The sequence below is a fragment of the Derxia lacustris genome (assembly GCF_002105195.1).
GTDB classification, from domain to species: domain Bacteria; phylum Pseudomonadota; class Gammaproteobacteria; order Burkholderiales; family Burkholderiaceae_E; genus Derxia; species Derxia lacustris.
The window spans coordinates 497,534-520,641 of sequence record NZ_MUHU01000002.1; the positions used below are offsets into that span (position 1 = coordinate 497,534).

The following is a 23,108-nucleotide window of genomic DNA, read 5'->3' on the forward strand; positions in this document are numbered from 1 at the left end:
CCGGCGCCAACGACAACGACGATGAGCTTCACACGCATTGTGGGTACCGGCAGCGCCTTGCCCAGGCGCTGCGTGACGAACGAGCAGCTCGCGGCCGAACTCGCGACGCGCGGCATCGAGACTTCCGACGCCTGGATCGGCGAGCGCACCGGCATTCGCCAGCGCTATCTGGCCGAGCCCGATGAATCGAGTTCGACGCTGGCCATCGCCGCAGCGCGCAAGGCGCTCGAAGCGGCCGGCCGCGAGCCGGGCGACATCGACCTGATCGTGCTGGCCACGTCCACGCCCGACATGATCTTTCCGAGCACGGCCTGCATCGTGCAGGCGGCGCTCGGCATCAAGGGTGGTCCGGCCTTCGACGTGCAGGCGGTGTGCAGCGGCTTCGTCTACGGGCTGGCGACGGCCGATGCGCTGATCCGCACTGGCACCTACAAGCGCGCGCTGGTCATCGGCGCCGAAGTGTTCTCGCGCATCCTCGACTGGAACGACCGCACGACCTGCGTGCTGTTCGGCGACGGCGCGGGCGCGGTGGTGCTCGAAGCGGCCGAGGCGCCGGGCGTGCGCGCCACGCGACTGCATGCCGACGGCTCCTACGCCAAGATCCTCTGCACCGCCGGCGGCGTGTCGAACGGCGCGGTCACCGGCGACCCCTTCCTGCGCATGGAAGGCCAGGCGGTGTTCAAGCTGGCGGTCGGCGTGCTGGAACAGAACGCGCGCGAGCTGCTCGACATGGCCGGCCTGACCGCCGACCAGCTCGACTGGACCATTCCGCATCAGGCCAATCTGCGCATCCTGCATGCGACGGCCAAGCGCCTCGGCCTGCCGCTCGACAAGCTCATCGTCACGGTGGACAAGCACGGCAATACTTCGGCCGCGTCGGTGCCGCTGGCGCTCGACGTGGCGGTGCGCGACGGCCGCATCAAGCCGGGCCACAACGTGCTGCTGCAAGGCGTGGGCGGCGGCTTCACCTGGGGCGGCGCGATCGTCAGCTTCTGACCGCGACCCCTTCGTCACAGGACACATCCCATGAAACTCGCCTTCGTGTTTCCCGGCCAGGGCTCGCAGAGCGTCGGCATGTTCAACGGCTTCGCCGGCAATGCCGTGGTCGAGGCCGCCATCGCCGAAGCCTCGCAGGCGGTCGGCGTCGATCTCTGGAAGCTCGCGGCCGACGGCCCGGCCGAGGACCTGAATCTCACGACCAATACCCAGCCGATCATGCTGGCCGGTTCGGTCGCCTTCTTCCGCGCCTGGATCGCGGCGGGCGGCGCGGCGCCGGAAGTGGTGGCCGGTCACAGCCTTGGCGAGTACTCGGCGCTGGTCGCGGCCGGTTCGCTGACGCTGGCGCAAGGCGCGGCGCTGGTGCGCTTTCGCGCCGAGGCGATGCAGACGGCAGTGCCGGTCGGCGTCGGCGCGATGGCCGCGATCCTCGGCCTCGACGGCGCCAGGGTTGCCGAGGTCTGCGCCCAGTCGGCCGAGGGTGAAGTGGTCGAGGCGGTCAATTTCAACGACACGGCCCAGACCGTGATCGCCGGCCACAAGGCGGCGGTCGAGCGCGCCTGCGTGGCGGCCAAGGCAGCCGGCGCCAAGCGCGCGCTGCCGCTGCCGGTGTCGGCGCCGTTCCATTCCAGCCTGATGAAGCCGGCCGCCGAGCGGCTGGCCGGGCGTCTGGCCGAAGAGAACTTCGCCGCGCTCAACGCCGCGCTGGTCAACAACATCGATGTCGCGGTCGAGACCGACGCCGCCCGCATCAAGGATGCGCTGGTGCGCCAGGCTGCCGGCCCGGTGCGCTGGGTCGAGACCATCAAGCAGTTCGAGACGCTCGGCGTGACCCATGTGGTCGAGTGCGGTCCGGGCAAGGTGCTGGCCGGCCTGGTCAAGCGCATCGCGCCGGGCCTGCAAACCTTCAACATCTTCGACGCCGCCTCGCTCGACGCGACGCGCGCCGCCCTCGCCTGAGACAGGACAACGCCATGACCATCGAGAACCGTTCCTCGCTCGCGGGCCAGATCGCCCTCGTCACCGGCGCCTCGCGCGGCCTCGGCCGCTCGATCGCGCTCGAACTCGCGCGCCTGGGCGCCGTTGTCGTCGGCACCGCCACGTCGGAATCGGGCGCTGCCGGCATCTCGGCCGCGCTTGGCGAGGCGGGCGCCGCTGCCGGCTCCAAGGGCGTGGTGCTCGACGTGAACGATGGCGCCAAGTCGCAGGCGCTGGTCGACGAGATCGTCGCCTCGCTCGGCGCGCTGAACGTGCTGGTCAACAACGCCGGCATCACGCGCGACACGCTCGCCATGCGCATGAAGGACGACGACTGGGACGCCGTCATCGATACCAATCTCAAGGCCGTGTTCCGCCTCGCGCGCGCCGCCCTCAAGCCGATGATGAAGCAGCGTCAGGGCCGCATCATCAGCATCACCTCGGTGGTCGGCGAGTCGGGCAATCCGGGGCAGGCCAACTACGCCGCCGCCAAGGCCGGCGTGGCCGGTCTGTCGCGCGCACTGGCGCGTGAAGTCGGCAGCCGCGGCATCACCGTGAACTGCGTGGCGCCCGGCTTCATCGCTACCGACATGACCAAGGATCTGGGCGAGAAGCAGACCGCTGCGCTGCTCGGCCAGATTCCGCTCGGCCGACTCGGCCAGCCCGAAGACATCGCCGCCGCCGTCGCCTTCCTGGCCTCGCCGGCAGCCGCCTACATCACCGGTACGACGCTGCATGTGAATGGCGGCATGTACATGTGAGCGTGTCGTAGCCGGTGACACGCGACGCAGACTGTTAAAATCCGGCGGTTAGATTTGGCTCGCATTTCCCGGGGATTTCCCCCTGCAAGCCGTACTGCAAGCACCGTTTCAGGTCTTGCCGTTCCACATTCAGGAGAGCAAATGGACGACATCGAAATCCGCGTCAAGAAGATCGTGGCTGAACAACTCGGCGTTGCCGAAGCGGACATCAAGAACGAATCGATCTTCGTCGACGACCTCGGTGCTGATTCGCTCGATACGGTTGAACTCGTGATGGCCCTCGAAGACGCCTTCGAAACCGAAATTCCCGACGAAGAAGCCGAGAAGATCACCACCGTTCAGCAAGCCATCGACTACGTCCGCGCTGCCAAGCAGTAATCAGCGGACTGTTCCGCGCGGCAGTGCCGGCCGCGCCAGGGCGCCCCAGTGGCAACCCGATGCGCACCGGCCGCCGTCCGACCATCCTCCGGTCCGACGGCAGCGCGCGATCCCGCCGCACCGCCCGGTGCCGGCGTTCTCCCTAGTTCTCCCAAGCCCAGCATGTCTCGACGCCGTGTAGTAGTCACAGGCCTCGGCCTCATCTCCCCGGTCGGCAATACGGTTGCCGAGGCGTGGACGAATCTCGTTGCCGGCCAGTCCGGCATCGTGCCGATCACCAAGTTCGATGCCACCAACTTCTCGACCCGGTTCGCCGGCGAGGTGAAGAACTTCGAGCTCGAACGCTATGTGCCCGCCAAGGAAGGCCGGCACATGGATACCTTCATCCATTACGGCATGGCGGCCGGCATCCAGGCCTTCCAGGATTCCGGTCTGGTCGTGACCGAGGAAAACGCCGAGCGCATCGGCGTGGTCGTGGGCTCGGGCATCGGCGGTCTGCCGCTGATCGAGGACACGCATGCCGACCTCGTCAACAAGGGACCGCGCCGCATCTCGCCGTTCTTCGTGCCGGGCTCGATCATCAACATGATCTCTGGGCATCTGAGCATCCGTTTCGGGCTCAAGGGTCCGAACATCGCGATCGTCACCGCCTGCACCACCGGCCTGCATTGCATCGGCGAGGCCTCGCGGATGATCGAGTACGGCGATGCCGACGTGATGATCGCCGGCGGCGCCGAGGCCACGGTGTCGCCGCTCGGCATCGGCGGCTTCGCGGCGGCGCGTGCGCTGTCGCAGCGCAACGACGATCCGGCGACCGCCTCGCGCCCCTGGGACAAGGACCGCGACGGCTTCGTGCTGGGCGAGGGCAGCGGCGTGATGGTGATCGAGGAGTACGAGCATGCGAAGGCGCGTGGCGCCCGCATCTATGCCGAGATCGGCGGCTACGGCCGCAGCGCCGACGCCTATCACATGACGGCGCCCAACACCGATGGCCCGCGCCGCGCGATGGTCAATGCGCTGCGCAATGCCGGGCTCAATCCGGATGCGGTGCAGTTCGTCAATGCGCACGGCACCTCGACCCCCCTCGGCGACATCAACGAGACGCAGGCGATCAAGCAGGCGTTCGGCGATCACGCCAAGTCGCTGGTGGTCAATTCCACCAAGTCGATGACCGGGCATCTGCTCGGCGGCGCAGGCGGGCTGGAGTCGGTGTTCACGGTGCTGGCCATCCACAACCAAGTGGTGCCGCCGACCATCAACATCTTCAATCAGGATCCGGAATGCGATCTTGATTACTGCGCCAACACCGCGCGCGATGTCCGCATCGACGCGGCGCTGAAGAACAACTTCGGCTTTGGCGGAACCAACGGTTCGCTGATCTTCAAGCGCATCTGACCGATGACGCGGCGGCCCTGGCCCGAACCGTTCGAGTTCGTGGCCGGGCCGCCCCTGCGCCTGCATCGGCTGGCGCAGGTCTTCCTGCTGGCGGCGGTTCTCGTCGCCGGTCTTGCCGGGCTCCACTACCTTCGCATCGCCGGCGCCGACGCGCGTTTCTGGCGCGTGCAGGCCGCGATGGGGCTCGCACTTTCCCTCGCATTGCATTCTCGCCGCCGGCGCCGCACCGCCAGCCTGCACATCGCCGTGGGTGTCGACGGCCTGCTGCGCATCGACGGCGTCGCCGTGCTGCCGGCTGCCGCGCCGCTTGCCTGCGGCCGCTGGCTCTGGTTGGCGCTGCATCCGGTCGACGTTCCTGCCCGGCGCGTCCATCACATCCTTGAATTCGACTCGGCGGCCGACACCCGTCAGGCCCGGTTGCGACGCTGGATGTGCTGGGCGCTGCCGCCTGGACACTGACCATATTTGTTCAGGACGAATGTGCATTTGTCCGCCTGTGTTCCGTTGTAACCGCCTATTTGTCCAGGACAGAACTGATCTAGACTCCAGCCTTCACGACTGGAAACGGGTTGGCTGTGATGACTGCGAAGATCGCTCCGATGTTCGACCAAGGCCTGGGGCAGGCATTGCCATGCTGGACGACGCGGGAGCCGGCAGTCGTCGCGCCACGCGAGGTCGAGGCCGATCCGGCGGCCGATGTCGACGAAGCCATGCTGGCCGAGGCTGTCGCCGCGCTGCCCGGCGCGGTCGTCCACAGCAGCGAGCGCGCGGCCGACCAGTTGCTGGTCGAGCGGGTTCAGGCCGGCGACAAGCGCGCATTCGAGCTGCTGGTGGTGAAGTACCAGCGCAAGGTGAACCGGCTGCTGAGCCGCTTCGTGCGCGATCCGGTCGAGATCGAGGACATCACGCAGGAGGCTTTCATCAAGGCCTATCGCGCGCTGCCCCGGTTTCGCGGCGACGCGGCCTTCTACACCTGGCTGTACCGGATTGCGGTCAACACCGCCAAGAACTTTCTGGTGGCGCAGGGCCGGCGTGCCATGACCATGGCCGACAGCAGCGTCGAAGAAGCTGAAACTTTCGAGGACGCGAGCCAACTAAGAGAGACCGCGACGCCCGAGGCTGAGCTGATGAGCAAGCAGATCGCCGAAACGGTGAATCAGGCCATGCTCGATCTGCCCGAGGATCTGCGCACCGCGATCACGCTGCGCGAGATCGACGGGCTCAGCTACGAGGAGATCGCGCAGTCGATGGGCTGCCCGATCGGCACGGTACGCTCGCGCATCTTCCGCGCCCGCGACGCGATTGCCGCGCGTCTGCGCCCCCTGCTCGACACTTCCAAGGAGAAACGCTGGTGAAGCCATCCGGTATCGATCGCGAGGACGACGAACTGCTGTCGGCCTTCATCGATGCCGAGTTGCCCGCCAGCGAGGTCGAGCGTCTGCTCGACCGGCTCAGCTCGGAAGAAGACCTGCGTGCGCGTTGGCTAGAGCTGATGCAATGCCGCGAGGCCTTGCAAGGCAATCCCGCGCCTGACGTCGACGACATGGCGGCGGCGCGGGCGGTCATGCAGCGCATCGACCGGCTGGAGCCGTCTGCCCAACCGCCGGCGCCTGCCGCGCGCCGCCTGTGCAATTCGCGCGCGCCGCTGCTGGCCGCGCTGAGTCTGGTGCTCGCGGCAATCGGTGGGGTGCTGGTGTTTCTGGCGCAGTCCGAACGCTCGGTGCTGGCCGGCGCGGCAAGGCAGCTGGATAGGCCGACGGGCGCTGCCGGCCTGGCGGCAGGGCCGCCGCGCGGCATCGCGCCGGTCATGCTGATTGCCGACAATCCGGCGCTGCCGGCGGCGCTGTCGCCGCATCCGGCGGCCCTCGACGATCCGGCGCCGATGCAGGATCGGCCCGCGCACCGATGACCGGCTTGCGCTGCCTCGCCCGGCCGGCGGTGCCGTTCGGCGCAGAGGCCATCGGCTAGAATCGCGGGTTGTCTCCGCGCCCGTCGGAGCGCCCAATCCGCGAGTCTCGATGCAGCACATCCGCAATTTTTCCATCATCGCCCACATCGACCACGGCAAGTCCACCCTGGCCGACCGGATCATTCAGCGCTGCGGCGGCTTGTCCGACCGCGAGATGGAAGAACAGGTGCTCGACTCGATGGACATCGAGCGCGAGCGCGGCATCACCATCAAGGCGCAGACCGCCGCGCTGAGCTATACGGCGCGCGACGGCAAGGTCTACAACCTCAACCTCATCGACACGCCCGGGCATGTCGACTTCAGCTACGAAGTCTCGCGCTCGCTCAGCGCCTGCGAAGGCGCGCTGCTGGTGGTCGACGCGTCGCAGGGCGTCGAGGCGCAGACCGTCGCCAACTGCTACACCGCCATCGAGCTGGGCGTGTCCATCGTGCCGGTGCTCAACAAGATGGACCTGCCGCAGGCCGATCCTGATCAGGCGCGCAGCGAGATCGAGGATGTGATCGGCATCGACGCGACCGATGCGATCCCCGCCAGCGCCAAGACCGGCATGGGCATCGACGACATTCTCGAAGCCGTCATCGCACGCATTCCGGCGCCGTCGGGCGCCGTCGACAAGCCCTTGCAGGCGCTCATCATCGATTCCTGGTTCGACAATTACGTCGGCGTGGTGATGCTGGTGCGGGTGGTGAATGGTTCGCTCAAGCCGAAGGACAAGATCCTTTTCATGGCGACCGGCGCCAATCATCTGTGCGAGCAGGTGGGCGTATTCACGCCGCATTCGCGCCAGCGCGATCGCCTGAATGCCGGTGAAGTGGGTTTCGTGATTGCCGGCATCAAGGATTTGAAGGACGCCAAGGTGGGCGACACGCTCACCATCGTCGGCAAGGCGGCGCCCGAGGCATTGCCCGGTTTCAAGGAAGTCAAGCCGCAGGTGTTTGCCGGCCTGTTTCCGGTCGAGGCCAATCAATACGATGCGCTGCGCGATTCGCTCGAAAAACTCAAGCTGAATGACGCCGCGCTGCAATACGAGCCGGAAGTTTCGCAGGCGCTCGGCTTTGGCTTTCGCTGCGGCTTTCTCGGCCTGCTGCACATGGAAATCGTGCAGGAACGGCTGGAGCGCGAATTCGACATGGACCTGATTACCACCGCGCCATCGGTGATCTATCAGGTGCTGCTGACCGATGGCACGGTCATCGAGGTGGACAATCCGTCCAAACTGCCGCCGCCCGACAAGATCACCGAAATCCGTGAACCGGTCGTCGAGGTGCATCTCTACATGCCGCAGGAGCATGTGGGATCGGTCATCACCCTGGCCACGCAAAAGCGTGGCATTCAATTGAACATGCAGTATCACGGCCGGCAAGTGATGCTGACCTATGACATTCCGCTCGGCGAGATCGTGCTCGATTTCTTCGACCGGCTGAAAAGCGTGTCGCGCGGCTATGCCTCGATGGATTACGAGTTCAAGGAATATCGCGCTGCCGATGTGGTGAAGGTCGACATGCTCATCAACAGCGAAAAGGTGGACGCGCTGTCGATCATCGTGCACCGGGCCAATTCGCAGAATCGCGGCCGCGATGTGGCCAGCAAGATGCGTGAACTGATTCCGCGCCAGATGTATGACGTGGCAATTCAGGCCGCGATCGGCAACACGATCATTGCGCGCGAGAACATCAAGGCATTGCGCAAGAACGTGCTGGCCAAATGCTATGGCGGCGACATTTCACGCAAGAAGAAGCTGCTCGAAAAGCAGAAGGCCGGCAAGAAGCGCATGAAGCAGGTCGGCACGGTCGAAATCCCGCAGGAAGCCTTCCTCGCCATTCTCCAGGTCGAAGACAAATAAATTCATGAATTTCGCCTTGATTCTTTTCGTCCTCTCGATTGCGAGCGGGATGGTCTGGGCCTTTGACCGCTGGCATTTGCGCGGTCGGCGTCTTGCAACCGCACGCACTGCGCTCGACGAATTCGATCGGCGTGCCGCCAGTGCCACTGGCAATGCCGATGCGCTGGCCAAGGAGCGCGGCGCGCTGCGCGAGCGGCTGCTGCGCGAGCCGGTCTGGGTCGAATACACCGGCGGCTTCTTTCCGGTCATCGTCACCGTATTCCTGCTGCGCTCTTTCGTGGTCGAGCCGTTTCGGATTCCGTCCGGCTCGATGATCCCGACGCTGCTGGTCGGCGATCTCATCCTGGTCAACAAATTCAGCTACGGCGTGCGTTTGCCGGTCATCAACAGCAAGGTGATCGAAACCGGCAAGCCGGAGCGTGGCGACGTGATGGTGTTTCGTTATCCCAAGGATGAAAGCGTCGATTACATCAAGCGTGTGGTCGGCGTGCCGGGCGACGAGGTGGTGTATCGCGACAAGCGGTTGACGGTAAATGGCCAGCCGTATGCCACCGAGCGGGTCGACGACTATTTCGATGGCGACCGGGTTTCCTATCTGCAGCAATTCCAGGAAACCACCGGCACGGTACAGCACCGCATTCTGGTGGATGAGCGCCGACCGTCCGAGGTAATGCCGGAAAGTTTCGCCGGCCGTGAAAATTGCAGCTATGACGTGCACGGATTTCGCTGCAAGGTGCCGGCCGGTCATTACTTCATGATGGGCGACAATCGCGACAACAGTCTCGATTCGCGCTATTGGGGTTTTGTGCCGGATGCCAATATCGTCGGCAAGGCATTCTTCGTGTGGATGAATCTTTCCGATCTGACCCGTATCGGTCGTTTCCATTGACATCATGAACAAGCACAAGCAGCGCGGAATCGGCCTCATCGGCTTGCTGGCGGTGGCGGCAATTGTCGGTCTGGTGGCAGTCACCGGCATGCAATTGGTGCCGTCCTTCATCGAATTCCAGGCGATCAAGCGGGCAGTGGCGCGCGCGGCTTCGGGCAGCACGCCGGCCGAAGTGCGCGACCTGTTCAGCAAGCAGGCCATGGTCGACGATTTCACTGCCGTCACTGCACGCGATCTCGAAATCACCAAGGATGCGGGCGGCAACGTGGTCGTGGCCTTTTCCTATGAAAAGAAGCTGCCGCTGTTCGGTCCGGTCAGCCTGCTGATCGATTACGCCGGCAGCAGTTCGTCGCGATGATGGGTTTCTGATGCTCGATCCACGGCAATTTGCCCAGCCGATCGCCTACGAATTCCGCAATCCGGCCCTGCTGGTGCAGGCATTGACGCACCGGAGCTTTGCGGCCGAACACAATGAACGCCTCGAATTTCTCGGCGATGCCGTATTGAGCTGCGCGATCGCGCGGCTGCTGTTCGAGCATTTCCGGCATATCGACGAGGGCGATCTGTCGCGCGTGCGCTCGAATCTCGTGCGCCAGCAGACGCTCGCCGATATCGGTCAGCAATTGCATCTGAGCGATTACCTGCGGCTCGGCGAAGGCGAATTGAAAAGCGGCGGTGCGAGCCGGCCATCGATCATTGCCGATGCGCTCGAGGCGGTCTTTGGCGCGGTGCTGCTCGATGGCGGTTTCGACGCCGCGTATTCGGTGATTGCGCGGCTTTATCAGCCGCTCGTCGACCAGCTCGGCGCGACGGCGATCCGCAAGGACGCCAAGACCGAGTTGCAGGAGCAGTTGCAGGGCCGTCATCTGCCGCTGCCGGTGTACAAGGTGCTGGCCACCCACGGCGCGGCGCACGACCAGTTGTTCGAGGTCGAATGCACGATTGCGCGGCTCCAGATCCGGGCCGTCGGGCGTGGTGCCAACCGGCGCGCGGCCGAGCAGGATGCGGCGCAGGATGCGCTGGCGCAGATCGCCACCGCGCTGCCGGCGCGCAATACCCGCACCCGGCGCGTCGCCGGCGAACCCAATGCCACCGGTGCCACCGACGAGCGGAGAAAGTCATGAACCAGGAAGTTTCGAGCGCCTCGCGCGCCGGCCATGTGGCCATCGTCGGTCGGCCCAATGTGGGCAAGTCCACCTTGCTGAATGCGCTGGTGGGCCAGAAGGTGAGCATCACGGCCGACAAGGCGCAGACCACGCGCCACCGCATTCTCGGCATCGACACTCAGCCGGGCGTGCAGTTCGTGTTCGTCGACACGCCGGGCTATCAGACCAAGCACAGCAATGCGCTCAACCGTGTGCTCAACCGCGCGGTCACCTCGGCGCTGAGCGATATTGACTGCGTGCTCTGGGTCATCGAGGCGCTGCGCTGCGGGCCCGAGGATCGCAAGCTGCTGTCGTTGCTGCCGGCCGACAAGCCGGTGATCCTGGTGCTCAACAAGGTCGACCGGGTCGAGCGCAAGAACGATCTGCTGCCCTTCGTGGCCGAGGTGAGCAAGCTGCGCGATTTCGCGGCGGTGGTGCCGGTATCGGCGACCAAGCCGATCCAGCTCGACGTGCTGCGCGCCGAGACCGCCAAGCTGCTGCCGCTCGGCGAGCCGATGTACGCCGAAGACGAAGTCACGGACCGCAGCATGCGGTTCATGGCGGCCGAACTCATCCGCGAGAAGGTGTTCCGGCTGATCGGCGACGAGCTGCCCTACGAGAGCACGGTGGTGATCGAGAAGTTCGACGAGACCACCCAGCCGGGCCGCATCGAGGTGCATGCCAATCTGCTGGTGGCGAGCGAAAGCCAGCGCGCGATCATGATTGGCGCCGGTGGCGAGCGCATCAAGCGCATCGGCACCGAGGCGCGCAAGGGCATGGAGGCCATGTTCGAGCGCGGCGTGCATCTGGAGCTGTGGGTCAAGGTCAAGTCGGGCTGGGCCGACAACGAAGCCGGGCTGCGCGCCTATGGCTACGACTGAGGCCGGCGAACCGCTCTCATCGCCGGTCGCCGCCGAGCCGCTGAGCCGCGCCGCCGGCGTGCCGGCCGCCAAGCGCGCGCGCCGCGCCAGCAGCAGCAGCGAGCGCCCGGAGCGCATCGCCAATGCGCCGGGCTATGTGCTGCACGCCACGCCCTACAAGGAAACCAGCCTCGTCATCCAGACCTTCACGCGCGATCACGGTCGCGTGGCGCTGGTCGCCAAGGGCGCGCGCCGGCCGCATTCGGCGCTGCGCACGGTGCTGGTGTCGATGCAGCCGCTGCTGCTGGCCTGGACCGGGCGTGGCGAGGTCAAGACGCTGACCGGCGCGGCCTTTGTCGGCGGCCAGCCGGCGCTGCGCGAGACCGCGCTGCTGTGCGGCTTCTACATGAACGAGCTGCTGCTCAAGCTGCTGGCGCGCGAGGATGCCCATCCGGCGCTGTTCGGCGGCTATCTGCTGGCGCTCAACGAGCTTGCCGCCGGCCTGGCGCAGGACGCCGTGCTGCGCCGCTTCGAACGGCTGCTGCTGCGCGAGATCGGCTATGGCGCGGTACTCGACCGCACGCTCGCCGGCGCGGCGGTGGAACCCGGCCGGCGCTATGTGGTCATGGCCGGGCTGGGCGTGCGCGAGCTCAGCCACGGCGACAGCCACGATCTGCTCGTGGCCGACGGCAAGACCCTGCTCGACATCGAAGCCGACGACTATTCCGATCCGCGCACGCGCCAGCAGGCCAAGATGGTGATGCGCCATCTGCTCGCCGGCGTGCTCGCGGGCCGGCCGCTCAACTCGCGCCAGATCCTCACCGAACTCCAATCCCTATGATCGAACTCGGCGTCAACATCGACCACGTGGCCACCGTGCGCAACGCGCGCGGCACCGTCTATCCCGATCCGCTCGAAGCCGCGCTGCTTGCCGAGGACGCCGGCGCCGACGCCATCACGCTGCACCTGCGCGAAGACCGGCGCCACATCCGCGACGCCGACGTGCGCGCCATCCGCGCTCGCTTGCGTACTCGCATGAACCTGGAGATGGCCGTCACCGACGAGATGACCGCCTTCGCGCTCGAAGTGCGGCCGCACGACGTCTGCCTGGTGCCCGAGCGGCGCGAGGAGCTCACGACCGAAGGCGGCCTCGACGTGGCCGGCCAGTTCGAGCGCGTGCGTGCCGTGACCGCCGCGCTGACGGCGGCCGGCGTGCGCGTGTCGCTGTTCATCGACCCCGACGAACGCCAGATCGAAGCCGCGCATGCGGCCGGCGCGCCGGTCATCGAGCTGCACACCGGCCGCTATGCCGATGCGCATGACGACGCAGCGCGCGCGCAGGAATTCGAGCGGGTGCGGGTCGGTGTCGCCGCCGGCTTGCGTGCGGGATTCGACAAGGTGAATGCCGGGCACGGGCTCAACATCGACAACGTCGGCCCGGTCGCGGCGCTCGACGGCATCGCCGAGCTGAACATCGGTCACGCCATCGTCGCGCGCGCGCTGTTCATCGGCTGGGCGGCGGCGGTGCGCGAAATGAAGGCGCTGCTGATTGCCGCGCGTCCCGGTGCCCGGTCGCTCGGCGGCTGAACATCCGGCAGTCGCCGGGCGATGCAATGCTTTGCTGCCCAGTGCTTTCCCGATAGAGTGCTCGATTCCTTTATTACTTCTTCATGTCTGCCAGCACGATGAGTTCCTCAATTCCCGCGCTTGGGCCGGTCATGATCGACATCGAAGGGCTGGAAATCAGCGAGGCCGATCGTCGGCGATTGCTCCATCCCAATACCGGCGGCGTCATTCTTTTTGCGCGCAATTTCGAAACGCGGGCAAAGCTGATGGCCCTGACTTCCGCCATTCGCGAATTGCGACCCGAATTGATCATTGCCGTCGATCATGAAGGCGGACGGGTCCAGCGTTTTCGTTCCGACGGATTCACTTCGCTGCCGCCAATGCGCCGCATCGGCAAGCTCTGGGATCGTGACGATTCGCCCAGCAAGCTCGAAGCGGTACGCGCAGCGAGTGCCGTCGGCTATGTGCTGGCCAGCGAATTGCGCGCCTGCGGCATCGATCTGAGTTTTGCGCCGGTGCTCGATCTGGATTGGGATCATTCGGAAGTGATCGGCGATCGCGCCTTTCATCACGATCCGCGTACCGTCACGCTATTGGCGCAGGCGCTCACGCACGGCATGGCGCTGGCCGGCATGGGCAATTGCGGCAAGCATTTCCCCGGGCATGGCTGGGCGTCGGCCGATTCGCATCTGGCGTTGCCGCTCGATGAGCGCTCGCTCGACACCATTCTCGAAAACGACGCTGCGCCCTACGGCTGGTTCGGCATCGGGCTGGCGGCGGTGATGCCGGCGCATGTGGTCTATCCCGAGGTGGACAGCCTGCCGGCCGGGTTCTCGCCGATCTGGCTGCAGAAGGTGTTGCGCCAGAAGCTGGGCTTCCTCGGCGTCATCATCAGCGACGACCTCAACATGGAAGGCGCACGCGTGGTGGGCGATGTGGTCGCCTCGGCGCATGCCGCGCTGCGCGCCGGCTGCGACATGCTGCTGGCCTGCAACAAGCCCGACCGGCTCGACAAGTTGCTCGATGGCATCGAGCAGCCGCTGCCGGCGGCCAGCGTGGCGCGGATTGCGGCGCTCAAGCCCACGGCCGCCGCACCCGAATGGGAAGCCTTGCGCGCCAGCGACAAATACGCCGCCGCTTTCAAGATTCTCAAATCGCTTTGAGCAAGCGGCCAGATCCACGGATTTGAGCCGCTCAAAACAAAAAGCCGTCGTGCGATGAACACGACGGCTTTTTGTTTGTGCAGCCCGAATTGAATTCGGGCTGCCATGCGCTTGCGGCGAATCAGCCCTTCACGCGGCTGCGATATTCATGGGTGCGGGTATCGATTTCGATCTTGTCGCCGATTTCGACGAACAGCGGCACCGGAATCTGGAAGCCGGTGGCGAGCTTGGCCGGCTTGAGCACCTTGCCCGAGGTATCGCCCTTGATGGCGGGTTCGGTATAGATGACTTCGCGCACCAGCGAGGTCGGCAGTTCCACCGAAATGGCGCGGTCGTTATAGAACACCACGTCAGCCGGCATGCCTTCTTCGAGATAGCTCAGGGCGTCGCCCATGTTCTCGGCTTCGATTTCGTACTGGTTGTATTCCGCGTCCATCCACACATACATGGGATCGGCGAAATACGAGAAGGTCACTTCCTTGCGGTCCAGCACCAGCACGTCGAACTTGTCGTCGGCCTTGTAGACGGTTTCGGTGCCCGAGCCAGAAAGCAGGCCCTTCATCTTCATCTTGACGACGGCGGCATTGCGGCCGGATTTGTTGTACTCGGCCTTTTGCACGACCATCGGCTCGGTGCCGACCATGATCACGTTGCCGGCGCGCAGTTCCTGAGCGGTCTTCATACGGGAAACCCTGCGGGTAAGGCGCCCGCAAAACGCGTCGGCGCCAGAGTTGACAAAGCCGGCGATTCTAACCCGCGACGTTGACAGCCGCGAGTTGACTGCCGAGATCGGGCAGAGCCAGCAGCCGGTCGCGCCAGCGCGCTGCATGCCGCGCCAGCGCAGGCAGCGCGGCGAGCAGCGCCGGCCAGTGCGGCGCCACGGCGCCATTCGTGTTCCACGCCTGCTGGAAATCGATCCAGGCCCGCGCGACGGGCGGCGGCAGATCGCGGGCGTAAAGCGCTTCGAAGGCGGCGAGCTTGGCCAGATGCGCGTCGTCGTCCTGGCGGTAGATGTGCCAGACGAAGGGCCGACCGAGCAGCTGGGCGCGCACGAAGGAATCCTCGCCGCGCACCAGGCAGAGATCGGCACTGCGCAGCCAGTCGTCGAAGGCGGGCTGAGCCACCGGCGCGAGCCGCTCGATGGCGACCTGCGGCGCGCGCGGCAGCGGCGGTTCGGCGCGGCCGGGCGCGAGCGCCAGCACGCTCGGGCGCGATGTGGCATCGAGCGCAGCGACCAGGCTGGCAAGCGCGGGCGTCGGATAGGTGAAGACGAACAGCCGCAACGGGGCATCGCTTGCCGCTTCCGGCGCACTGGCGCCAGCGTGATTGCGCAGCGCGGGCTCGACGATCAGCCCGCCACCGCCCGCCTCGAAGCCCGGGAAATGGAAATGCTTGACCAGCGGCAGGCGCGGATGCGGACTCGGCAGGCCGTGCCAGTCGCGCGCGAACGGCTCGGCGGTCAGGTATTCGAGATTGATCCAGCGCGGCGCGGCCGGCAGGCGGGCGAGGGCGGCGACATAGCCGTCGGGCAGCTCGCAGGCAAAGGCTTCGACGACCAGCCGGGGCGGCGCCGCAGCGTCGGGCAGCACGCCGTCATGCCAGCGCTCGACTGCAATCCCTTGCACGTACTGAAGCGCGCGGTCGGCTGCAAGCTCGGGCGCGATGAAGGCCAGGCTCGCCAGATCGTCGATGACCAGCCGCACCCGCCAGCCGAAGTCGTGCGCCAGATTGCGCGCGAGCCGCCAGCACACGCCGGCATCGCCGAGGTTGTCGATGACACGGCAGAAGAGGTCGGCGCGAGGCGCGGGAACGGCGGGCGGGGTGATGGTCATAATCGTCGGCAGTCTCAGTCGCGTGATTGTCCATGTCCGAACCCGAAGCCCTGCCTGAACCCGCCGCCGCGCCCGACTTCGATCCGAAGGCGATCGTCCGCAGCCTGCCGAACATGCCCGGCGTCTACCGCTATTTCGACGCCGCCGGCACCGCGCTCTACGTCGGCAAGGCGCGCGACCTGAAGAAGCGCGTGTCGAGCTATTTCCTCACGCGGGTGTCGAGCGAGCGCATCGCGCGCATGGTCGCCCGCATCGCGCGCATCGAGACCACGGTCACGCGCTCCGAGGCCGAAGCGCTGCTGCTCGAAAACAATCTCATTAAGACGCTCGCGCCGCGCTTCAACATCCTGTTCCGCGACGACAAGAGCTATCCCTTTCTCAAGCTGACCGCGCACCGCTTTCCGCGCATGGCCTATTACCGCGGCTCGGTCGACAAGAAGAACCAGTACTTCGGCCCCTATCCGAGCGCCTGGGCGGTCAAGCAGTCGATCCAGATCCTTCAGAAAGTGTTCCAGCTGCGCACCTGCGAGGACTCGGTCTACAGCAACCGCACGCGGCCCTGCCTGCTGCACCAGATCGAGCGCTGCACCGCGCCCTGCGTCGACAAGATCAGCCACGAGGCCTATGCCGGCGACGTTCAGGCCGCGATGCGCTTCCTGCGCGGCGACCATGCCGAAGTGATGCGCGAGCTGGAAAACCGCATGACCGCGCTGGCCGAGGAACTGCGTTTCGAGGAAGCCGCCGTCGTGCGCAACCGGCTGTCGGCGCTCGGCAAGGTGCTGCACCAGCAATCGATGGAGGTGGCCGACAACGCCGACATCGACATCCTCGCGGTGGCGGTCGGCGGCGGCCGCGCCTGCGTCAATCTGGCGATGGTGCGCGGCGGCCGGCATCTGGGCGACCGCGCCTACTTCCCCAAGCATCTGGTCGATGCCGACGCGCTCGACGACAACCGTCCGCTCGCCGAGCGCGTGCTCGAAGCCTTCGTGGTGCAGCACTACGCCGACCAGCCGCTGCCGGCCGTCGTCATCGGCGAGTTCACGCCGGCGATGGAGCCGGTGCAGGAAGCGCTGGTGGAAGTGGCGCAGCGGCGCGTCAGCTGGTTGCATCAGCCGCAAGGCCAGCGGCGCGGCTGGCTTGAGCAATGCGCGCGCAATGCCGAGATCGCGCTCGCGCGCAATCTGGCCGAGCAGGGTTCGGCGCAGGCGCGCACCGCCGCGCTGGCCGACACGCTCGGCATGGAACTCGGCGCCGACGACCTCGAAGCGCTGCGCATCGAGTGCTTCGACATCAGCCACACCGCCGGCGAGGCGACGCAGGCGTCATGCGTGGTCTACAGCCAGCACGCGATGCAGAACGCCGAGTACCGGCGCTACAACATCACCGGCATCACGCCCGGCGACGACTACGCCGCGATGCGCCAGGTGCTGACACGGCGCTACTCCAAGGTGGCCGACGGCGAGATCGTGCTGCCCGACATCGTGCTGATCGACGGCGGCACCGGGCAGGTGGAAATCGCGCGCCAGGTGTTCGCCGAGCTGGGTCTCGACATGTCGGTGCTGGTCGGCGTGAAGAAGGGCGAGAACCGCAAGGTCGGGCTCGAAACGCTGGTGTTCGCCGATGCCCGGCCCGATCTGCTGCTGGGCCAGGAAAGCGCCGCGCTGATGCTGGTGGCGCAGATCCGCGACGAGGCGCACCGGTTTGCCATCACCGGCATGCGCGCCAAGCGGGCCAAGGCGCGCCAGGTGTCGGCGCTGGAGGAGATCGAGGGCATCGGCGCCAAGCGGCGGCAACGGCTGCTCACGCGATTCGGCGGGCTGCGCGGCGTGTCCAATGCCAGCATCGACGACCTCGCCTCGGTCGAAGGCATCTCGCGCACGCTGGCCGAGGAAATCTATCGGCGCCTGCATTGAAAGCAACACGCCAGGACGGCCGCCGGGCCGTCGCTAGAATCGCGTGCTTATGCCATTCAACTTCCCCATCCTGCTGACCTGGGCGCGCATCGTGCTGATTCCGCTCATCGTCGGAATCTTCTACCTGCCCGAGGACGTCGTCTCGCGGCCGATGCAGAACCTGATCGCGACGGCGGTGTTCGCGGCTGCCGCGCTCACCGACTGGTTCGACGGCTATCTGGCGCGGCGCTGGAACCAGACCTCGCAGTTCGGCGCCTTCCTCGATCCAGTCGCCGACAAGCTCATGGTGGCGGCTGCGCTGCTCATGCTGCTCAAGCTGCAACGCGTCAACGAGTTCATCGCGCTGGTCATCATCGGCCGCGAAATCACCATCAGCGCGCTGCGCGAATGGATGGCGCAGATCGGCGCCTCGAAAGCGGTGGCGGTGAACATGATCGGCAAGGTGAAGACCGCCGCCCAGATGGTCGCGATCCCGATGCTGCTGTACTACGAGCCGGTGGTCGTGGCGGGCATCGCGCTCGATGTGGGCCGCATCGGCGACTGGCTGGCCTGGGTGGCGGCGCTGCTGACCGTGGCGAGCATGCTGTACTACCTGCAACGCGCCTGGCCGCAAATTGCCGAGCGAACGAAGTCGTAAAAATGACACACCTGCAAGTTGGCGAATGCCAGTGTTTGACAAACAGAAAAATCCCCCTATACTTGCAATCTCTGTTCAGCGCTGAACGCAAATTCAGCAAACAATCAGACGAAAGCGTTAGCGATTAGTCAGGCTGTTTGAACAATGCGGGAGTAGCTCAGTTGGTAGAGCGCAACCTTGCCAAGGTTGAGGTCGCGAGTTCGAGCCTCGTCTCCCGCTCCAATTCAAGAAAAGGGAAGCGCAAGCTTCCCTTTTTGCTGTCTGCGCCGAGAGTTCATTCCGGCGCTTGCCCTGGCGGGTTGGCAGAGTGGTGATGCAGCGGATTGCAAATCCGCGTACGTCGGTTCGATTCCGGCACCCGCCTCCAGTCATTCCAATGTTCGGTTGATTGCACCGTCGATTTCTCCGGCGGCCTCGCACAACCGTTCGATTCCTTCCGCAGTGCCCGCCGCCGTTCCGGTTGAGTTCGCTCGCCATCGGCCTGGCAAGCGCAATTCATCCCGGCGCATGCAGCGGCGCACAATCTGCCGCTTTCATGGCGGGCGCGCCGTGTCGATATGCGGCCGCGCGCCAGATGGCAAGGAGCTGCGATCTCATGGACGGCATTCCCGATAGCAAGCCCGCTGCGCGCGACTGGCGCTTTCCCGTCGAGGGCATGACCTGCGCCGCCTGCGCCGGCCGGATCGAGAAGCTGCTGCGGCGCGTGCCCGGCGTGGAGTCGGCAAGCATCAATCTGGCGACCGAGACGGCGAGCGTGCGCGCCGCCGGCGAACTCGGCTTCGACGCCTTGCGCGGCGCGGTCGAGCGCGCGGGTTTCTCGGTGGGCACGCGGCTGCTGCGCATCGGCGTGGACGGCATGACTTGCGCATCCTGCGTGGCGCGGGTCGAGAAGGCGCTGGCGCGCGTGCCGGGCGTGCTGTCGGCCGAAGTCAATCTGGCGACCGAGACCGCGACGCTGCGGCTCGCCGGCCAATCGGACGACGACGCCGCGCTTGCCGCTGCCATCGAGCGCGCCGGCTACACGCCGCGCATGCCGGGCGCGGCCGAGCGCCCGGACCCGCAGCGCGCCGCCGCGCGCGACGGCTGGTACGTGGCGATTGCGGCGCTGCTCACCGCGCCGCTGCTGCTGCCGATGCTGGCGGAACTGGCCGGCGCGCATCTCATGCTCGATGGCTGGCTGCAGCTGGCGCTGGCGACGCCGGTGCAGTTCTGGCTCGGCGCGCGGTTCTATCGCGCTGGCTGGAATGCGCTGCGCGCGGGCGCCGGCAACATGGATCTGCTGGTGGCGCTGGGCACTTCGGCGGCTTTCGGGCTGAGCCTGTGGACGCTGGCGACCACGCAGTCGGCGATGCCGCCGCTGTATTTCGAGGCGGCGGCAGTGGTCATCACGCTGGTGCGGCTGGGCAAATGGCTGGAGGCGCGGGCGCGACGCCAGACGACCGAGGCGATCCGGGCGCTGAATGCGCTGCGGCCCGAAACCGCGCGGCTGCGGCGCGCCGACGGCGATGTCGACATTCCGCTGGCGCAACTGCGCGTGGGCGATGTGGTGGTGGTGCGGCCCGGCGAGCGCCTGCCGGCCGACGGCACGGTGACCGACGGCGACAGCCAGCTCGATGAATCGCTCATCACCGGCGAGAGCCTGCCGGTGGCGCGCGGCCCGGGCGACCGCGTGACCGGCGGCGCGGTGAACGGCGATGGCCTGCTACTGATCGCCGTGACGGCGGTCGGCGCCGAAACCACGCTCGCGCGCATCGTGCGGCTGGTAGAGAACGCCCAGGCCGGCAAGGCGCCGATCCAGCAGCGGGTCGATCGGGTGGCGGCGGTGTTCGTGCCGGTGGTGATCGGCATTGCGCTGGCGACGCTGCTGGGCTGGGGGCTGGCCGGCGGCGACTGGAGCCGCGCCATCCTCAATGCGGTCGGCGTGCTGGTCATCGCCTGTCCCTGCGCGCTCGGGCTGGCGACGCCGACGGCCATCATGGTCGGCACCGGCGCGGCGGCGCGGCAGGGCATTCTCATCAAGGATGCGCAGGCGCTGGAACTGGCGCGCGAGGTGACGGTGGTGGCGTTCGACAAGACCGGCACGCTCACGCTCGGCCGGCCCACGCTGCTGGCTTGCACTGCGGTGAACGGCGACGCCGCGGCATTGCTGGCGGCGGCTGCGGCGATCCAGTCGGGCAGCCAGCATCCGCTGGCGCTGGCCGTGATCCAGGCGGCGCAGCGTGACGGACTGCGGCTGCCGGCGGCAACCGGGCTGCGCGCCTGGCCCGGTCGCGGCATGGCGGCCCAGGTCGATGGCCGCGAACTGCGCCTCGGCAGCGCGCGCTGGATGACCGAACTCGGCATCGATCTCGCGCCGCTGCAAGCGCGTGCAGATGCGCTTCAGGCCGAGGGCAGCACGGTGTCCTGGCTGGCCTCGACCGACGACCGCCAGCTGCTCGGCCTGCTCGCTTTCGGCGACACGCTCAAGCCCGGCGCCGAGGCGGCAATTCGCGCGCTGCATGCGGCCGGCATCCGCACCCTGCTCATCAGCGGCGACAACCGTGGCAGTGCCGAGGCGGTTGCGCGTGCGCTCGGCATCGACGATGTGCGCGCCGAAGTGCTGCCCGAGGACAAGGCCGGCATCGTCGCGGCCCTGCGCGCCGACGGCAGCCGCGTGGCGATGGTCGGCGACGGCATCAACGATGCGCCCGCGCTCGCCGCCGCCGATGTCGGCATCGCCATGTCCACCGGCACCGACGTGGCCATGCATGCCGCCGGCATCACGCTGATGCGCGGCGATCCGGCGCTGGTCGCCGACGCCATCGACATCTCGCGTCGCAGCTGCGCCAAGATCCGGCAGAACCTGTTCTGGGCCTTTGCCTACAACGTGGTCGGCATTCCGCTCGCGGCGGCCGGGCTGCTCAGCCCGATGATCGCCGGCGCGGCGATGGCGTTCAGCAGCGTGAGCGTCGTCACCAACGCGCTCGCGTTGCGTCGCTGGCGCGCCCGCCGGAGCGCCGCATGACGCCGCGCTGGCCGGCACTGCTGCAGCAGCACGGCCTCGATGAACTGCTGCCGATCCGCGACGAGGCGCACTGGCGCGCCGATGCGGATTTCGTCTACTGGCGCCCGCATGCAAACGACCGCGTGATCGATGCAGACGGCCGCGTCTTTCGTGCGCTGCCGGGCAGTTCGGCGCCGCCGCCGCTCGAACATGGCGGCGAGGTCATCGCGCTCGCGGCCTTCTCCGATCTGGTCCGGCGCCATCTGTCGGCGGCCGGGCAGTGCTGCGTCAGCAAGATCGAATTGCGCGATCTGGCCGAGGGCTTTGCGCTGGTCGGGCAAAGCGCCGATTGACGGCGGCTGGGTCGGTAAAACGCGCGTCATATAATCGAAGGCTTTTGTTACGTCGGGTCGGTGCCGCGATTGCGGCGCTCGGCGCGCCGGTCATTCCTTCACTCGGCAACATCATGGCTTTGATCGTTCACAAGTACGGCGGCACGTCGATGGGCTCGACGGAACGCATCCGCAATGTCGCGCGCCGCGTCGCCAAATGGGTTCGCGCCGGGCATCAGATCGTCGTCGTCCCGTCCGCGATGTCGGGCGAGACCAACCGGCTGCTCGGCCTCGCCAAGGAGCTGTCGAGCAATCCCGATCCGCGCGAGCTCGATGTCATCGCCGCCACCGGCGAGCAGGTCTCGGTCGGCCTGCTGGCGCTCGCGCTGCAAAGCGAAGGCGTGCCGGCGGTCAGCTACGCCGGCTGGCAGGTGCCAGTCAAGACCGACTCGGCCTTCACCAAGGCGCGCATCGCCTCCATCGACGACGTGCGCGTGCGCGCCGATCTCGATGCCGGCAAGGTGGTCGTCATCACCGGCTTCCAGGGCGTCGACCCCGACGGCAACATCACCACGCTCGGCCGTGGCGGCTCGGACACCTCGGCGGTTGCCGTCGCGGCTGCGCTCAAGGCCGAGGAATGCCTGATCTACACCGACGTCGACGGCGTCTACACCACGGATCCGCGCGTCGTGCCCGAAGCGCGCCGGCTCAAGGTCATCAGCTTCGAAGAGATGCTGGAAATGGCCTCGCTCGGCTCCAAGGTCCTGCAAATCCGCTCGGTCGAATTCGCCGGCAAGTACCGCGTGCGCACCCGCGTGCTGTCGAGCCTGACCGATCCGCTCATTCCGCTCGAAGACGAAATGGTTTCGGGCACCCTGATTACCTTCGAGGAAGACGAAAAGATGGAAACCGCTGTCATCTCCGGCATCGCCTTCAGCCGCGATGAAGCCAAGATCACCGTGCTCGGCGTGCCCGACAAGCCGGGCATCGCGTTCAAGATCCTCGGCCCCATCGCCGAGGCCAACATCGATGTCGACGTGATCATCCAGAACCAGTCGGTGCAGGGCTTCACCGACTTTTCGTTCACCGTCGCGCGCGGCGAACTGGCCAAGGCGCTCGACGTGCTCAACACCCAGGTGAAACCGGACATTGGCGCGAAGGAAATCGTCGGCGATCCGGCAGTCTGCAAGGTGAGCGCAGTGGGCATCGGCATGCGTTCGCATGTGGGCATCGCCAGCCGCATGTTCGAAACCCTCTACAACGAGGGCATCAACATCCAGATGATTTCCACGTCCGAAATCAAGATCTCGGTCGTGATCGCCGACAAGTACATGGAACTGGCGGTGCGCGCACTGCACAAGGCTTTCGAGCTGGAAGGCAGCGCCGCCTGAGACCTGTGGCGGCCGCCCACGCGGTCTGATTGATCGTTTGCCTTCGCTCGCGATCATCGCTAGAATCGCGAGCTCGG

23 protein-coding genes and 2 tRNA genes are annotated in these 23,108 nt (G+C 66.6%); 23 read left to right on the forward strand and 2 right to left on the reverse strand.

What is annotated here, in order from left to right; all coding sequences use genetic code 11:
* Positions 1-21 precede the first annotated feature (21 nt).
* The 16 genes from B9P64_RS03975 to nagZ all read left to right on the forward strand — a co-directional run bounded on the left by B9P64_RS03975 (position 22) and on the right by nagZ (position 13,943).
* The gene (locus tag B9P64_RS03975) at positions 22-996 is read left to right on the forward strand and encodes a beta-ketoacyl-ACP synthase III (RefSeq protein ID WP_085314911.1); all 975 of its coding nucleotides are present in this window, start codon (positions 22-24) and stop codon (positions 994-996) included.
* Between the two features lie 30 nt (positions 997-1,026).
* Positions 1,027-1,956, forward strand: a complete 930-nt coding sequence (fabD, locus tag B9P64_RS03980; RefSeq protein WP_085314912.1) for an ACP S-malonyltransferase — start codon at positions 1,027-1,029, stop codon at positions 1,954-1,956.
* Positions 1,957-1,970: 14 nt separating this feature from the next.
* The gene (gene fabG / locus B9P64_RS03985; protein WP_085314913.1) at positions 1,971-2,735 is read left to right on the forward strand and encodes a 3-oxoacyl-ACP reductase FabG; all 765 of its coding nucleotides are present in this window, start codon (positions 1,971-1,973) and stop codon (positions 2,733-2,735) included.
* 141 nt (positions 2,736-2,876) lie between these two features.
* On the forward strand, positions 2,877-3,113 hold the full coding sequence (gene acpP / locus B9P64_RS03990; RefSeq protein ID WP_085314914.1) for an acyl carrier protein: 237 nt from the start codon (positions 2,877-2,879) through the stop codon (positions 3,111-3,113).
* A 162-nt stretch (positions 3,114-3,275) separates the two neighbouring features.
* Positions 3,276-4,508, forward strand: a complete 1,233-nt coding sequence (fabF, locus tag B9P64_RS03995) for a beta-ketoacyl-ACP synthase II (RefSeq protein ID WP_085314915.1) — start codon at positions 3,276-3,278, stop codon at positions 4,506-4,508.
* A gap of 3 nt (positions 4,509-4,511) precedes the next feature.
* Complete coding sequence (locus B9P64_RS04000; RefSeq protein WP_085314916.1) at positions 4,512-4,967, forward strand: hypothetical protein; 456 nt, start codon at positions 4,512-4,514, stop codon at positions 4,965-4,967.
* A 251-nt stretch (positions 4,968-5,218) separates the two neighbouring features.
* Positions 5,219-5,863 (forward strand): RNA polymerase sigma factor RpoE, encoded by a 645-nt coding sequence (gene rpoE / locus B9P64_RS04005; protein WP_085315093.1) that lies wholly within the window; start codon positions 5,219-5,221, stop codon positions 5,861-5,863.
* A complete protein-coding gene (locus B9P64_RS04010) occupies positions 5,860-6,417 on the forward strand; it encodes an RseA family anti-sigma factor (RefSeq protein WP_176256710.1) in 558 nt (185 codons plus the stop codon). The genes rpoE and B9P64_RS04010 overlap by 4 nt, the downstream gene beginning before the upstream one ends.
* 109 nt (positions 6,418-6,526) lie before the next feature.
* On the forward strand, positions 6,527-8,320 hold the full coding sequence (lepA, locus tag B9P64_RS04015) for a translation elongation factor 4 (protein ID WP_085314918.1): 1,794 nt from the start codon (positions 6,527-6,529) through the stop codon (positions 8,318-8,320).
* 4 nt (positions 8,321-8,324) lie between these two features.
* Positions 8,325-9,209, forward strand: a complete 885-nt coding sequence (lepB, locus tag B9P64_RS04020) for a signal peptidase I (RefSeq protein ID WP_085314919.1) — start codon at positions 8,325-8,327, stop codon at positions 9,207-9,209.
* 4 nt (positions 9,210-9,213) lie between these two features.
* Positions 9,214-9,567, forward strand: coding sequence for a DUF4845 domain-containing protein (locus B9P64_RS04025; RefSeq protein ID WP_085314920.1), 354 nt, complete (start codon positions 9,214-9,216; stop codon positions 9,565-9,567).
* A 10-nt stretch (positions 9,568-9,577) separates the two neighbouring features.
* A complete protein-coding gene (rnc, locus tag B9P64_RS04030) occupies positions 9,578-10,333 on the forward strand; it encodes a ribonuclease III (RefSeq protein ID WP_085314921.1) in 756 nt (251 codons plus the stop codon).
* Entirely contained in the window at positions 10,330-11,235 is a 906-nt protein-coding gene (gene era / locus B9P64_RS04035) for a GTPase Era (protein ID WP_085314922.1), read from the forward strand. The genes rnc and era overlap by 4 nt, the downstream gene beginning before the upstream one ends.
* Entirely contained in the window at positions 11,222-12,055 is an 834-nt protein-coding gene (recO, locus tag B9P64_RS04040) for a DNA repair protein RecO (protein WP_085314923.1), read from the forward strand. Before era ends, recO begins: the two co-directional genes overlap by 14 nt.
* Positions 12,052-12,801 carry a pyridoxine 5'-phosphate synthase gene (gene pdxJ, locus B9P64_RS04045; protein WP_085314924.1) on the forward strand — a complete coding sequence of 250 codons (750 nt, stop codon included), beginning with the start codon at positions 12,052-12,054 and terminating at the stop codon, positions 12,799-12,801. Before recO ends, pdxJ begins: the two co-directional genes overlap by 4 nt.
* A gap of 131 nt (positions 12,802-12,932) precedes the next feature.
* Entirely contained in the window at positions 12,933-13,943 is a 1,011-nt protein-coding gene (nagZ, locus tag B9P64_RS04050; protein WP_407919674.1) for a beta-N-acetylhexosaminidase, read from the forward strand.
* Positions 13,944-14,064: 121 nt separating this feature from the next.
* On the opposite strand, the gene efp is transcribed toward nagZ, so the two are convergent.
* Together efp and earP are read right to left on the reverse strand one after the other, a co-directional pair.
* On the reverse strand, positions 14,065-14,625 hold the full coding sequence (gene efp / locus B9P64_RS04055; protein WP_085314926.1) for an elongation factor P: 561 nt from the start codon (positions 14,623-14,625) through the stop codon (positions 14,065-14,067).
* 67 nt (positions 14,626-14,692) lie between these two features.
* Positions 14,693-15,775, reverse strand: a complete 1,083-nt coding sequence (gene earP, locus B9P64_RS04060; protein WP_085314927.1) for an elongation factor P maturation arginine rhamnosyltransferase EarP — start codon at positions 15,773-15,775, stop codon at positions 14,693-14,695.
* Between the two features lie 32 nt (positions 15,776-15,807).
* Between earP and uvrC the strand changes: the two genes are divergently transcribed.
* The 7 genes from uvrC to B9P64_RS04095 all read left to right on the forward strand — a co-directional run bounded on the left by uvrC (position 15,808) and on the right by B9P64_RS04095 (position 23,031).
* A complete protein-coding gene (gene uvrC / locus B9P64_RS04065; protein ID WP_085314928.1) occupies positions 15,808-17,688 on the forward strand; it encodes an excinuclease ABC subunit UvrC in 1,881 nt (626 codons plus the stop codon).
* Positions 17,689-17,737: 49 nt separating this feature from the next.
* Positions 17,738-18,325 carry a CDP-diacylglycerol--glycerol-3-phosphate 3-phosphatidyltransferase gene (pgsA, locus tag B9P64_RS04070; protein ID WP_085314929.1) on the forward strand — a complete coding sequence of 196 codons (588 nt, stop codon included), beginning with the start codon at positions 17,738-17,740 and terminating at the stop codon, positions 18,323-18,325.
* Between the two features lie 146 nt (positions 18,326-18,471).
* A tRNA-Gly gene (locus tag B9P64_RS04075) sits at positions 18,472-18,547 on the forward strand.
* 71 nt (positions 18,548-18,618) lie between these two features.
* Positions 18,619-18,692, forward strand: a tRNA-Cys gene (locus tag B9P64_RS04080).
* A 228-nt stretch (positions 18,693-18,920) separates the two neighbouring features.
* A complete protein-coding gene (locus tag B9P64_RS04085; protein ID WP_085314930.1) occupies positions 18,921-21,329 on the forward strand; it encodes a heavy metal translocating P-type ATPase in 2,409 nt (802 codons plus the stop codon).
* Positions 21,326-21,661 carry a DUF4144 family protein gene (locus B9P64_RS04090; protein WP_085314931.1) on the forward strand — a complete coding sequence of 112 codons (336 nt, stop codon included), beginning with the start codon at positions 21,326-21,328 and terminating at the stop codon, positions 21,659-21,661. Before B9P64_RS04085 ends, B9P64_RS04090 begins: the two co-directional genes overlap by 4 nt.
* 113 nt (positions 21,662-21,774) lie before the next feature.
* On the forward strand, positions 21,775-23,031 hold the full coding sequence (locus B9P64_RS04095) for an aspartate kinase (protein ID WP_085314932.1): 1,257 nt from the start codon (positions 21,775-21,777) through the stop codon (positions 23,029-23,031).
* Positions 23,032-23,108 lie beyond the last annotated feature (77 nt).